Origin of the sequence: Rhodococcus sp. Eu-32, assembly GCF_003336925.1 — a bacterium.
In the GTDB taxonomy this organism is placed as follows: domain Bacteria; phylum Actinomycetota; class Actinomycetes; order Mycobacteriales; family Mycobacteriaceae; genus Rhodococcoides; species Rhodococcoides kyotonensis_B.
Map to the genome: position 1 here is coordinate 71281 of NZ_QGNK01000021.1, position 12166 is coordinate 83446.

General features: G+C 66.2%; 13 protein-coding genes and 1 tRNA gene. 10 read left to right on the forward strand and 4 right to left on the reverse strand.

Features of this window, described 5'->3' with window-relative positions:
* Positions 1-15: 15 nt before the first annotated feature.
* Entirely contained in the window at positions 16-2028 is a 2013-nt protein-coding gene (locus DK926_RS21690) for a TPM domain-containing protein (RefSeq protein WP_114332123.1), read from the reverse strand.
* Positions 2029-2141: 113 nt separating this feature from the next.
* On the opposite strand from DK926_RS21690, the gene DK926_RS21695 reads away from it, so the two are divergent.
* The 7 genes from DK926_RS21695 to dnaG all read left to right on the forward strand — a co-directional run bounded on the left by DK926_RS21695 (position 2142) and on the right by dnaG (position 9584).
* Positions 2142-3053: an ABC transporter ATP-binding protein gene (locus DK926_RS21695; RefSeq protein ID WP_114332124.1), complete on the forward strand. Its 912-nt coding sequence runs from the start codon at positions 2142-2144 to the stop codon at positions 3051-3053.
* Positions 3050-3832, forward strand: a complete 783-nt coding sequence (locus DK926_RS21700) for an ABC transporter permease (protein ID WP_114332125.1) — start codon at positions 3050-3052, stop codon at positions 3830-3832. Before DK926_RS21695 ends, DK926_RS21700 begins: the two co-directional genes overlap by 4 nt.
* A 22-nt stretch (positions 3833-3854) precedes the next feature.
* Positions 3855-4973 carry a histidine kinase gene (locus DK926_RS21705; protein ID WP_243636949.1) on the forward strand — a complete coding sequence of 373 codons (1119 nt, stop codon included), beginning with the start codon at positions 3855-3857 and terminating at the stop codon, positions 4971-4973.
* Entirely contained in the window at positions 4970-5578 is a 609-nt protein-coding gene (locus DK926_RS21710) for a response regulator transcription factor (RefSeq protein ID WP_114332127.1), read from the forward strand. Before DK926_RS21705 ends, DK926_RS21710 begins: the two co-directional genes overlap by 4 nt.
* Positions 5579-5744: 166 nt before the next feature.
* The gene (locus DK926_RS21715) at positions 5745-6353 is read left to right on the forward strand and encodes a YdcF family protein (protein ID WP_243636953.1); all 609 of its coding nucleotides are present in this window, start codon (positions 5745-5747) and stop codon (positions 6351-6353) included.
* Entirely contained in the window at positions 6350-7627 is a 1278-nt protein-coding gene (locus tag DK926_RS21720) for a deoxyguanosinetriphosphate triphosphohydrolase (protein ID WP_114332129.1), read from the forward strand. The genes DK926_RS21715 and DK926_RS21720 overlap by 4 nt, the downstream gene beginning before the upstream one ends.
* A 31-nt stretch (positions 7628-7658) precedes the next feature.
* Entirely contained in the window at positions 7659-9584 is a 1926-nt protein-coding gene (gene dnaG / locus DK926_RS21725) for a DNA primase (RefSeq protein ID WP_114332130.1), read from the forward strand.
* On the opposite strand, the gene DK926_RS21730 is transcribed toward dnaG, so the two are convergent.
* Entirely contained in the window at positions 9581-9829 is a 249-nt protein-coding gene (locus DK926_RS21730; RefSeq protein WP_068420463.1) for a hypothetical protein, read from the reverse strand. The genes dnaG and DK926_RS21730 overlap by 4 nt on opposite strands.
* 161 nt (positions 9830-9990) lie before the next feature.
* Between DK926_RS21730 and DK926_RS21735 the strand changes: the two genes are divergently transcribed.
* From DK926_RS21735 to DK926_RS21745, 3 genes are all read left to right on the forward strand, one after another.
* A tRNA-Asn gene (locus tag DK926_RS21735) sits at positions 9991-10063 on the forward strand.
* Positions 10064-10362: 299 nt separating this feature from the next.
* Entirely contained in the window at positions 10363-10878 is a 516-nt protein-coding gene (locus DK926_RS21740) for a helix-turn-helix transcriptional regulator (protein WP_114332131.1), read from the forward strand.
* On the forward strand, positions 10875-11393 hold the full coding sequence (locus DK926_RS21745) for a nucleotidyl transferase AbiEii/AbiGii toxin family protein (RefSeq protein WP_207890884.1): 519 nt from the start codon (positions 10875-10877) through the stop codon (positions 11391-11393). Before DK926_RS21740 ends, DK926_RS21745 begins: the two co-directional genes overlap by 4 nt.
* A 153-nt stretch (positions 11394-11546) precedes the next feature.
* On the opposite strand, the gene DK926_RS21750 is transcribed toward DK926_RS21745, so the two are convergent.
* Both DK926_RS21750 and DK926_RS21755 read right to left on the reverse strand, forming a co-directional pair.
* A complete protein-coding gene (locus tag DK926_RS21750; protein WP_243636950.1) occupies positions 11547-11837 on the reverse strand; it encodes a hypothetical protein in 291 nt (96 codons plus the stop codon).
* A 121-nt stretch (positions 11838-11958) separates the two neighbouring features.
* A partial coding sequence (locus DK926_RS21755) for an IS3 family transposase (RefSeq protein ID WP_165839644.1) occupies positions 11959-12166 on the reverse strand: 208 nt, incomplete at its 5' end.

Consider the following 12166-nt stretch of genomic DNA (forward strand, 5'->3'; position numbering starts at 1 on the left):
GGGGGAACCGTCGGACTAGAACCGGCCACCACTTGCGCGTCCGCCGCCCCCGCCGCCGCCGAACCCTCCACCGCCGCCGAAGCCGCCACCACCGAATCCGCCCCCGCCGAATCCGCCCCCGAAACCGCCGCCCCCACGGCTTCCGCGGAGCACGCTGTCGATGAGGATGCCGCCGAGGACCGCACCTGCGGTACCGCCCCCGGATCCTCCGCGTGGGCGCCGGCTGTCTTCCCAGTCCCGGACGTCGGCCTGTGCCTGCTGCGACGCGCGCGACGCCAATTGTGCTGCAGCTTGGGCATGTTGGAGTGCCGCGGCCGGATCCGACGCCTCGAGGTGCCGTGCCGCGTCGAAGTGCCGTTCGGCTTCGGCGAGATGTGTCCTCGCAGTGGCGCCGACGCCACCACGCCGGGTCGAGATGTAGTCCTTGGCTGCGGTGATCTGGGATTGTGCGCCGCCGAGGTCCCGCTGCAGCCGAGCGCGAAGGAGGTCCTCCTGCGTCTTGGCTTCGGTCGCGGAGTCGATCACGGCGTCGAGGTGACGATCCGCCTCCACGAGTCGGTTGAAGCTGCCCAGCGGATCGGCGGACTGCGACGCCACCGCGCTCCGTAGCGCCTCCTCGGCCGCGGCGCGGGCGGTCTGCAGTTCCTGACCGCCGTGCTCGGTCAACGTGGCCGCGTTCGCGATGTCGCGTCGCACGTCCTCGATCGCCGCGGGCAGCGTTGCGATGGCGTTCCGAATGTCGTTCTGCGCGTGGTCGACTGCATCGAGCAACGACCGCGCCTGGTCGACGGCTTTCTCCGCCGTGCGCACGGCGGAGACGAGTTCGCCCTGCTGGCCTGCGGGTTTCGCGGCTGCTGCACGGCCCACCTCGATGTTGCGCTCGGCCAGTTCGATGTCCTCGCGGGCCATCACGATGTTCGTCGAGATCGACGCGAGGGCCGGTTCGGCGAATTCGGTGTGCAACCGAGCCAGCACGGCCTCCGATTCCGGCACGCGGACGGTCAGCGCGACGACCGCCTGCGTCAGCGAGTCGAGCGTCGACCCCGCGTTGATCAGCAAGTCGCGCATCTGCTCGAATTCGGCCACGCGAGAGTCGAGTTCGTGATCGGCCCGTCCGCACGACGAGATGATCTGGATCAGCATCGAGCGGCGCTGATCAGGGGTTTCGGGAATCGCGTCGTCGAGGCGCTGGCGAACTTCGAACGCGGCGCCGAGCGCTTTCTTCGCCTCCTCGAACGCGGTGATGAACGGGGCCGCCGTCGTGTCGCCGAACTCCGATCGCGCGATCGCGAGTTCTTCTTCGCTGGCCCGTACCGCGTTGTCGGTCTCGACGAGCATGGAGTGAGCCCGCGCGTCGAGCACGTCGAGCGGCAGGGCCGACAGTGCAGCGGTGTCGGTGGGGTCGATACGTTCCGCGGCCTCGATGCTTGCCTGCTGGTGCTTCTTCTTCCGCCGCGAAGAATAGGCGACGGCACCGCCACCCGCGACGACGACCGCACCCGCGCCGATGAGCCACGGAGTCGCCGATCCGCCGGATCCCGAGGACGAATAGGCGTCGGAGAGGGAGCCGGCCGTGACGATCGCCGCCCCTGCCCAATCCTTTTCGCGCAGAGCGGGTTCGATGTTGTCCGTCTGCATCTCCGTGATCTCGGCGTCGGTGATCTCGGTCAGCCCGGTGGGGACCCACATGCTGTAGGAACGGTCGACGGTCGCGACTGCGAGCAGGACGTCGCGATCGCCGAAGCTGCTGGCCTGAGCCGTCGCCTGTGCCCACGCCGCTGGATCGGTGTTGTCGAAGTCGGCGACGTAGACCACCCACAACCGGACACGATCGGAGTCGTACAGGTCGTCGATCGCAGCCTGCACGTCGGCGATCTGACCGTCGTCGAGAGCTTGGACGGTGTCGGTGATCTGACCCGCGAGCCGGGACGGTCGGTCGGCCGACGCCGGTGCCGCGGCAACCAGCAACGCTGCGAATCCGAGAATCGTCGTGAGGACACTGACTGCGAAGAAGCGCCGGACTGCCATGGGAGAAGAATCTACCGGCACGGTCGTTCCGGGCGGAGTCGTGACAGTTGTCATGCCAGGGTCGTGACGCTCGAACGAGGCTACGGACCTGCATCGACAGCAGAGTTGTTCTCATGACAACGACACCAGCAGTGCTTCTCGAGCATCTGAACAAGTCCTACGGGTCCGTGCAGGCTGTCGCCGACGTCAGTTTGCGCGTCGAACCAGGGGAAGTGGTCGCGTTCCTCGGTCCGAACGGCGCAGGCAAGACGACGACCATCGACATGATGCTCGGTCTCGCGACCCCGGACGCCGGCAGCGCCCAAGTCTTCGGGACCTCCCCGGCCGACGCGATCAGCGCGGGACGCGTCGCCGCCGTCATGCAGTCCGGTGGGCTGATCCGTGACCTGACCGTGCGGGAGACGGTGCGCCTCACCGCAGCGCTGTTCCCTCGAACCCAACCCGTCGACGACGTGCTCGAGCGGGCAGGTATCGCTGATATCGGCGGCCGACGCGTCGGGAAATGTTCGGGCGGCCAGCAGCAGCGTCTGAAGTTCGCGCTGGCGTTGCTGCCGGAACCGGACCTGCTCGTTCTCGACGAGCCCACGACCGGCATGGACGTCGAAGGCCGACGCGACTTCTGGGATGCGATCCGTCACGACGCCCGCCGCGGCCGAACCGTTCTGTTCGCTACCCACTACCTGGACGAGGCCGACGCGTATGCGGACCGGATCGTGCTGCTGCGCCATGGCCGGATCGTCGCCGACGGCAGTGCAGCCGAGGTCAAGAATCTCGCATCGGGCCGCACGGTCACCGCGACCGCACCGGGCATCGATCGATCCGCGGTCCTGCAGCTGCCCGGCGTCGACAAGGTGGAGACGCGCGGGGACCGCGTACTCGTCCACGGACGGAACTCCGATGCCGTCGCGCGGTACTTGCTGGACGTCGGCGCGACCGATCTCGAAATCGTTTCCAGGAATCTCGAGGACGCGTTCCTCGCACTGACCACCGATCGTTCCGCCGACCTCGTAGGGAGCTGGACATGACCACACTTGCATCTCGAAAGACGTTGGCGCTGGGCGGTTTCAGCCCGACGTTCCTCGGCCTGGAGATCACACGCCTGATCCGCAATCGCCGGACCGTCGTGTTCACGTTGGTGATGCCGCCGGTGTTCTTCGTGATCTTCGGGACGCAGTCCGACTACACGAGCAACTACGCGTTCGCGAACGGCAACGTCACGGCGTTCATCGCGATCAGCATGGCCGTCTACGGTGCGATGCTCGCCGCGACGAGCGGGGGAGCGATGGTGTCGGTCGAACGTGCACAGGGCTGGAGTAGACAACTGCGACTGACCCCGCTGCGTCCGGTCGCCTACATCGTCACGAAGATGTCGGTCGCGATGACGATGGGCCTGGCGTCGGTGGTCGTCGTGTTCGCCGTTGCGGCCGCGTTCGGGGCGGACATGCCGCTGTGGGTGTGGTTGTCGACGGGAGTCATCGCGTGGCTCGGCAGCTCGGTGTTCGCCGCGTTCGGGCTGTTCATGGGATACCTGCTGCCGTCGGAGAACGTCATGCAGGTGCTCGGCCCCGTGCTTGCGGTGCTCGCGTTCGCGGGCGGATTGTTCGTTCCGCTCGCCGACAACGGCTGGTTCCCGATTCTCGCGAGGTTCACCCCGCTGTACGGACTCGCGACCGTCGCCCGCGCGCCGTTCACGGAACCGTCGGCCGGCACGCTCGCGATCGCCGCGGTGAACCTGGTCGTGTGGGCTGCGGTGTTCGTCGTCGGCGCCGCGATGTTGTTCCGACGCGACACTCGGCGTGTCTGAGGCCGGTACTACCGTGAGCACCATGACACCAGCCGAGACGGAGGCATCCGAGAACGTGGGTCGGATGTCCCGTTTCGGCTGGGCCTTCGGCATGATCTGGCTGTTCTACCTCGCTTACCCACTCGGAGAGGCTTTTTCACTGCCGGCCGTGTGGCTGAAGGTGCTCGCGACGCTCGTGATCATCGCGTTCGGTGCCACGTTCGTCGCGACGTTCTGGGGTTTCCGCAACGCGAATCGAGCAAACCGACGAATTCCGATGAGCTACGCGTGGGCAGGACTCGGCGTGATGGGCGCTCTCGTCGTTGCTCTCGCGGTAATGGTGGGTACCCAGGCGTTCGGCGCGACGATCTACATGGCCGTCCTCGCCGTCATGACGCTGCCGAGCAGACAGGCCTGGACGACGGTTACCGTGATGGTCGCCGTCGTCGAGATCGTTCCCCGCCTCGTCCCCGAATGGAATCCCGGCACGTTCTTCGCGTTCCAACTCGTGATCAGTGCCGTTGCCGCCTGGGGAATCACGCAGGTGTTCAAGCGCAATCACGAACTTGCCGCTGCGCGTCAGCAACTCGCAGACCTGGCGATCGTCGCCGAGCGGGAACGCGTCGGCCGCGACGTGCACGACATCCTCGGCCATTCGCTGACCGTCATCACGGTCAAAGCAGAACTGGCCGGGCGGTTGATCGATATCGACCCTGCCCGTGCTGCCGTCGAGATCGGGCAGGTGGAGTCGCTCGCCCGTGAGGCGTTGAGCGACGTCCGGTCGACCGTCGGAGGCTTGCGCAAGGTCGACATCGCCACCGAATTGGCCAGTGCGCGTTCGGCACTGGCGACCGCGGGAATCGAACCCGATCTACCGGCCGACGCCGACGTCGTGCCTCTGCGTAACCGCGAACTGTTCGGATGGACGTTGCGCGAGGCCGTCACCAACGTGATTCGGCACAGCGGCGCCGAGCGGTGCACCGTTGTCCTCGGTGCGACGCGCATCGAGATCTCCGACGACGGTTCCGGCATGACCGGTCGGTCGGGGGAGGACGGAAACGGGTTGCGCGGCTTGGCCGATCGCGTCCGCGCGGCACAGGGGTCGCTGTCCGTCGGTCGATCGGCGGCGGGTGGCTTCAGTCTCGCGGTGGAGTGCTTATGAGTATTCGATTGATGCTCGCCGACGATCAGGCGCTCGTGCGTGGGGCGCTGGCCGCCCTGCTCGACCTGGAGTCCGATCTCGAGGTCGTCGCGGAAGTCGGCCGAGGGGACGAAGTCGTGGCTGCCGCCGCCCGCCATCTACCCGACGTCGCGTTGCTCGACGTGGAGATGCCGGGTCTCGACGGGATCGCCGCGACTGCAGCCTTGCGTCGGGCGGTGCCGTCGTGTCGGGTGATGATCGTCACCACCTTCGGCAGGCCCGGATATCTGCGACGTGCCCTCGATGCGGGCGCCGACGGATTCGTCGTCAAGGACACTCCCGCCCGCCAGCTCGCCGACGCCGTCCGACGCGTCCACATGGGCTTGCGCGTCGTGGACCCGACGCTGGCGACGGAAACCCTCACCGACGGCGTCTCGCCGCTGACCGCCCGTGAGCGGGATGTTCTGCGCGAAGCCGCGGCCGGTGGCACAGCTGCTCGCGTCGCCGCGGCGCTGCATCTGTCCGAAGGAACCGTGCGCAACCATTTGTCCTCGGCGATCGGAAAAACGGGTACGACGACGCGTGCCGAGGCCATCCGTGTGGCCGAGAGCCGCGGGTGGCTGTGACCCGGTCTGCGTGTCGTCGTGTCGCGCTCACCGGCGTGGCTGGCAAACTCGAGGGGTGAACTCGACTCTCGACCGTGATCCGTACGGAGATCATTACGGCGACCCGTACGGTCCGCCGGATCCCGAGCCCGCGCGGCTCGGCTTCTTCGGCACGCTCGGACGGTGGGTGTCACGGCTCGTGCTGGGCGTCGTGCTGATCGGTCTGCTCGTCGTCGGTGGTACCGCCTTCCGCGTGTGGCAGGTGGCCCGGATCGACGACAACACCGCCGCCGACGCGATCGTCGTGCTCGGTGCGGCTCAGTACTCGGGGACACCGTCGAGCGTGTTCGAAGCGCGACTGTCCCAGGCTGCAGACCTGTTCGAGCAGGGCGTCGCGCCCGAGGTCGTCACCGTCGGGGGCAAGCAGGAAGGCGACCTGTACACCGAAGCTGCGTCGGGTCGGAACTATCTCATCGAGCAGGGTGTCCCGGCCGATCGCGTGATCGCGGTCGAGGAGGGCTCGGACACGCTCGAGAGCATCGAGGCCGTCAGCCAGACGCTGCTCGCGCAGGGCAAATCGTCCGTCGTACTGGTCAGTGACCCCTGGCATTCGCTGCGCACGCGCACGATGGCCCGCGACGCAGGCCTCGACGCATGGACGTCGCCGACGCGTACCGGCCCTGCCGTCTACACCCGCGAGTCGCAGGCGCACGGAATCGCTCGCGAGACCGGCGCGTTGCTCTGGTACCAACTGACGCACTTCAATGCGGACTTCTCCTACACGGCAGGCCAGTGAACTTGAGCTCCTACAGCGAACACGACTACGAGCGCTTCGTCGCCGAGGCGCCGAAGACAGCCGGGCTCGACGCGACCCATGAGAACGCGTCGCACCGCAGCGCGTTCGCCCGTGATCGCGCCCGCGTGCTGCATTGCGCGGCACTCCGGCGACTTGCCGACAAGACCCAGGTCACCGGCCCACGCGACGGCGACACCCCACGCACGCGGTTGACCCATTCGCTCGAGGTCGCGCAGATCGGCCGCAGCATCGGCGAGGGTCTCGGCGCGGACCCCGACCTGGTCGACCTCGCCGGGCTCGCGCACGACATCGGCCACCCGCCCTACGGCCACAACGGTGAGAGGGCGCTCGACGAGATCGCCGCCGACTGCGGTGGCTTCGAGGGCAACGCTCAGAACCTGCGCATCCTCACCGGACTCGAACCGAAGGTGCTGGACGGCGACGGCAGGAGCGTCGGGCTGAACCTCACGCGCGCCTCGCTCGACGCAGCCATCAAGTACCCCTGGCTTCGGCCGTCGCCCGGTGCGAAATTCGGGGCGTACGACGACGACAAGCCGATTCTCGACTGGGTGCGCGACGGGGCGCCCAACCGTCGGCGATGCCTGGAAGCGCAGTCGATGGACTGGGCCGACGACGTCGCCTACTCGGTGCACGACGTCGAGGACGGCGTCATCGATGCCCGTATCGATCTGCGAGCACTGGGCGATCCGACAGCTCAGCGCGAGTTGGCCGAACTGGGTGTCCGCGAGTTTCGCGGTCTCGACGCCGGAGAGTTGATCGAGGCGGCCGACAGACTGTCCCGCATGCCCGTCGTCGTCGCGGTCGGAACATACGACGGAACGCTCGCCGCATCGGTCGCGCTGAAGCATTTGACGAGTGAACTGGTCGGTCGCTTCGCCACCGCTGCGATCGACGCCACCCGGGTCAAGTGGGGGACCGATCCGCTGTCGCGGTACGACGCCGATCTGGAGATTCCCGCGGTGGTCGCGTCCGAGGTTGCGCTGCTGAAGACGATGGCGCTGCGTTACGTGATGTCCGACGCGAGTCACAAAGTGCGCCAAGGACGCCAACGTGACCGGATTCACCGCGTCGCCGAGTGGTTGTTGCGCTCTGCGCCCGCCGAATTGGACCCGATCCTGGTCCCCGCCTGGAACGCGGCGGGGAGTGACGGCGAACGGACACGCGTGGTCGTCGATCAGATCGCGTCGTACACCGAGAGTCGGCTCGAGCTGGTCGACAAGCGCAGCCTCGGAGCTCAAGCCAGCTGGGGCTGAGTCGACCACGGGAAGTACTAGACTGCCGTGCGTGGCCGGCCGAATTCCTGAACGTGACATAGCCGCCATTCGCGAACGCACACGGATCGAAGACGTCGTCGGTGACTACGTCTCGCTCAAGCGCGCGGGCGGCGACTCGATGAAGGGGCTCTGCCCTTTCCACGACGAGAAGTCTCCGTCCTTCCACGTACGGCCGAATCACGGGCACTTCCACTGCTTCGGCTGCGGCGAGGGCGGCGACGCCTACTCCTTCCTCCAGAAGATCGAACACATCTCGTTCGTCGAGGCCGTCGAGCAACTCGCGGATCGACTGAACTACTCGATCAACTACGAGGGCGGAGGAACCTCGGTCCAACGTGACCGAGGCACCCGGGCGCGTCTGATAGCTGCGAACACCGCCGCGCAGGAGTTCTACGCAGCGCGGCTGCGTGAACCGGATGCGCAGACCGCCCGTGACTATCTCACCGAGCGCAACTTCGACGGCCAGGCGGCTTTGACGTACGGCTGCGGGTATGCGCCCGACGGCTGGGACACCCTCACCAAGCATCTGCTCGGTCGGGGTTTCGAGGCCAAGGAGATCATCGACGCCGGGCTGGCGACGCCGGGCAAGCGCGGAACACCCATCGACCGATTCCGTCGACGGCTCGTCTGGCCGATCCGCAGTCAGAGCGGCGACGTCATCGGCTTCGGTGCGCGCAAGCTGTTCGACGACGACACCATGCCCGGCAAGTACATCAACACGCCGGAAACCATGCTGTACAAGAAGTCTCAGGTGTTGTTCGGCCTCGATCTCGCGCGCAAGGAGATCGCGAAGTCGCATCAGGCCGTCATCGTCGAGGGCTACACCGACGTCATGGCGATGCATCTCGCCGGCGTGAAGACCGCAGTCGCGTCGTGCGGCACGGCGTTCGGTGAGGACCACCTCGCCATGCTGCGACGACTCATGATGGACGACAGCTACTTTCGCGGCGAGGTCATCTACACGTTCGACGGCGACGCCGCCGGTCAAGCCGCCGCGATGAAGGCGTTCGAGGGTGACCAGAAGATCGCCGGACAGACCTTCGTCGCCATCGCGCCGGAGGGCATGGACCCGTGCGAGTTACGGCAGAAGTCCGGTGACGGCGCGGTGCGCGATCTCGTTGCGCGTCGGACACCGATGTTCGCGTTCGTCGTCAAATCGCTTCTGAGTGAACATGATCTGGACACGCCCGAGGGACGCGTCGAAGCGTTGCGTCGGACGGTTCCGGTCGTCGCACGCATCAAGGACGCGTCGCTGCGAGACGAGTACGCACGCCAGCTCGCCGGCTGGGCCGGGTGGGACGACACCGCGATGGTGCTGAAGCGCGTGCGGGACGAGGCCAAGAAGGGTGCGCGCGGCGGGGATGCCCGAGGCAAACGGGCGCCGTTCGAAAAGCCGCGGAACGAGCCGGAGGTCGCGTCGGGTCCTGCGCGACCGCACCCGAAAGACCCGGTCCTGTGGCCGCAGCGCGACGCGCTCAAGTCGGTGCTGCAGCATCCGGCGATCGCGGGTTCGGTGTTCGATTCGTTGCCGCCGGAGACGTTCACACACCCCGCGTACGCGGCCGTCAGTGCGGCTGTCGCCGCCGCGGGCGGTACCGCGGCGGGGTTGGGTGGGGGAGCGTGGGTCGATGCCGTCGCGAAGCAGGCCGACGGACCCGTCGTGCAGTCGCTGGTGATGGAGCTCGCAGTCGAGAACATCAACGTGGCCGACGCGGCGCTCACCCGCTACATCGGCGGAGTGCTCGCGCGTCTACAGGAGGTGTGGGTGGGTGAACAGGTCGCCGAACTGAAGTCGAAGATGCAGCGCATGTCACCGGCCGACAATCAGGACGAGTACTACGCGCTGCTCGGGGACGTCATCGCCCTCGAACAGTACCGACGGAGTCTGCTGGAGCAGGCCATCGGCAACGTCGAGGACGACTCCGCCGCCGGCTAGCCCTTACGCAACTGATCCTGGGGGATGTACAGCTGGGTCTCGTCGTCGATGGGCTTCATCGGCTCGAGCCTCGGCTGCGTGTTCAGCGAGTCGGACAACTTCTGACGGCTCACCTCGATGACCTTCTTCGTCGCCGGACTGCCCGCCACCGCGGCCGCGGTCTTGCGAATCTGCTCGTAGCGACCACGCCCCGCCTTGGCTCCGAGTACATACGCTGCCCCGGCAGCCAGAACCACACGAATCATCACTGTCCTCCTCTATGTCCGGCAGGTCGTCCGCAGGCTCCACACGCCATACCCGTTCTCACGTGCTGTCCATCCTGCCTGACGGGGGCGATTTGGTACTTCCATGGGGGTGTGCGCTATTGTTTCTCTCGGCCGCACGAGAGTGCGAAGCCACGGAGTAATCCCCTGTAGCTCAATTGGCAGAGCTTCCGACTGTTAATCGGACGGTTGCTGGTTCGAGTCCAGCCGGGGGAGCTCGATAGGCCTCCTGAACTGCACGACTGTGCGGGGCAGGGGGCCTTTTCCGTATCTGAACACGTGTCGGCAAAGTCGGACGGTCAGAGGTCCACGTGGGTTCGGTCAGGCGCTCGACCTGGAGGTCTTGTGGTCTGTGCTCGCCGGCTTGTCACGGGTTGTTGCAAATCGTTCGTAACTTCTGTGAAGGGGCCCCGTCGGTCGGTAGTCGAATTCCGGTTGGCGCCGGATGCTGGGCAGAGTTCGTTTCTGGGCGTAAGGTATCCGATTGGATACATAGCCTCGAGGGGGTAGTGGTCATGGCTGGACACGGGCTCGTCGAGCGTGCGCGTCGTGCTGCTGGGTTGACGCAGGACGAGCTCGCGCGCCGGGCGAATACGTCGCGTCCGACGTTGTCGGCGTACGAGAACGGCCGCAAGTCACCGTCTTTGGAGACTGTGGAGCGGTTGTTGGGGGAGGCGGGCTTCGATGTAGCGGCTGTGCCTCGTGTGGAGTTCGTGGATGTGCCGGGTGCTCGTGGTCGGGTGTATCGGGTGCCGACGTCGTTGCCGCGGTTGCCGGTCGCAGAGGCGTTGGCGACGGTGACGTTGCCGGTGGAGTTGAACTGGTCCTCTCCCGGCCAGGAGTTCCGGTTGGCGGACCGTGTGGAGCGAGCTCGGTTGTACGAGATCGTGCTGCGCGAGGGTCGGTCGGAGGATGTGCTGAGGTATATCGACGGTGCGTTGCTGGTCGATCTGTGGCCGGAGTTGGTTGTGCCGCGCGATGTTCGGGCGGCGTGGCAGTCCGTGGTCGACGAATTGACTGCTGACGCGTGAGCGACGTAGGCGGGGGTGTGCTTACGGCGTTCCAGGTTCGAGTGGCCAGGTTGTTCTTTTCGTTGCCTGCCAGTAAGGGGTTTCTTCTCGCGGGTGGGGCGGCGTTGGTGGCGCAGAATCTGACGACGCGTCCGACGCAGGATCTCGACTTTTTCACTAGCTCGGCGGGCGCGTCTGTAGGTACGGCCCGCGATTCGTTCGAGGCTGCAGCCGCCGAGCGGGATTGGCGGGTTGAACGCATTCAGGACGCGGAAACGTACTGCCGGTTGCTGATTCACGGCGATGAGGATCTGCTGGTTGATCTCGCACTGGATTCCGTGCCGGGGATGGCGCCGACGGCGAGCATTGTGGGACCGACGTTTGCGCCCGAAGAGTTGGCGGGGCGAAAGCTAATTGCACTGTTCGATCGTGCCGAGGCAAGGGATTTCGCGACGTCTATGCGTTGCGAACTCGGTTCGATCAGGTCACCCTGCTGTCACGCGCTGCCGAGGTGGACAGGGGCTTCGATCGCCTGATCTTCGCGTCCATGCTCGACAGTTTGAATCGATTCCCGGACGGCATGATTCCTGTTGCTTCGGAGGAGGTCCCGAGGTTGCGGGCCTACTTCGCGGAGTGGGCGTCGGCGCTCCGACGCTGACGTGAGATGCGTTGCGAACGGGTTCCTGGTGTCAGTTGTATCGGCTGCACAACTCGCCAGTGATGTATCCCTGTTCGCAGCCGTGTTGGGTTTGGATGTCGCCGCTGGTGGGTTCTTCGCCGCAGGCGAGGCCGCAGCGTTCGTAGCCGTTGACGACTCCGTCGCCGTTGCGGTCCTCGGAGGCAATGTATGGGTAGCCGCCGCCGGGGTTCACAGGCTCGTCGTCGTGGATGCACGCGGGGTCCGTCCCTGATGATGTTCCGTCTGTGTAGACGGCAGTCTGGGGGTAGTCGCAGTACCAGAGGACTTTCTCGACGGGCACTTGGTAGGTGTCGCAGCTGGCTTCGTATCCGGTCGTCCCATCTGAGTACAGGGCGGTTCCGGATTGGTAGAGAGAGAAATCGCCACACTCGAATGTGATTGAAGTACCCCAGGTTTTGTTCCTATGCGGTTACGAGGGCCGGGGTGGCCGACTCGCTGGCGTGTGAGATGTCGATCAGGGTGGTCTCGTATTCAGCCGGGGACATGTAACCGAGCGCTTCGTGCAGACGCTGATGGTTGTACCACCACACGTATTCGAGCGTCGCGAACTCGACGTCGTCGACCGTTCGCCACGGTCCACGCCGGCGGATCAGCTCGGTCTTGTAGCTC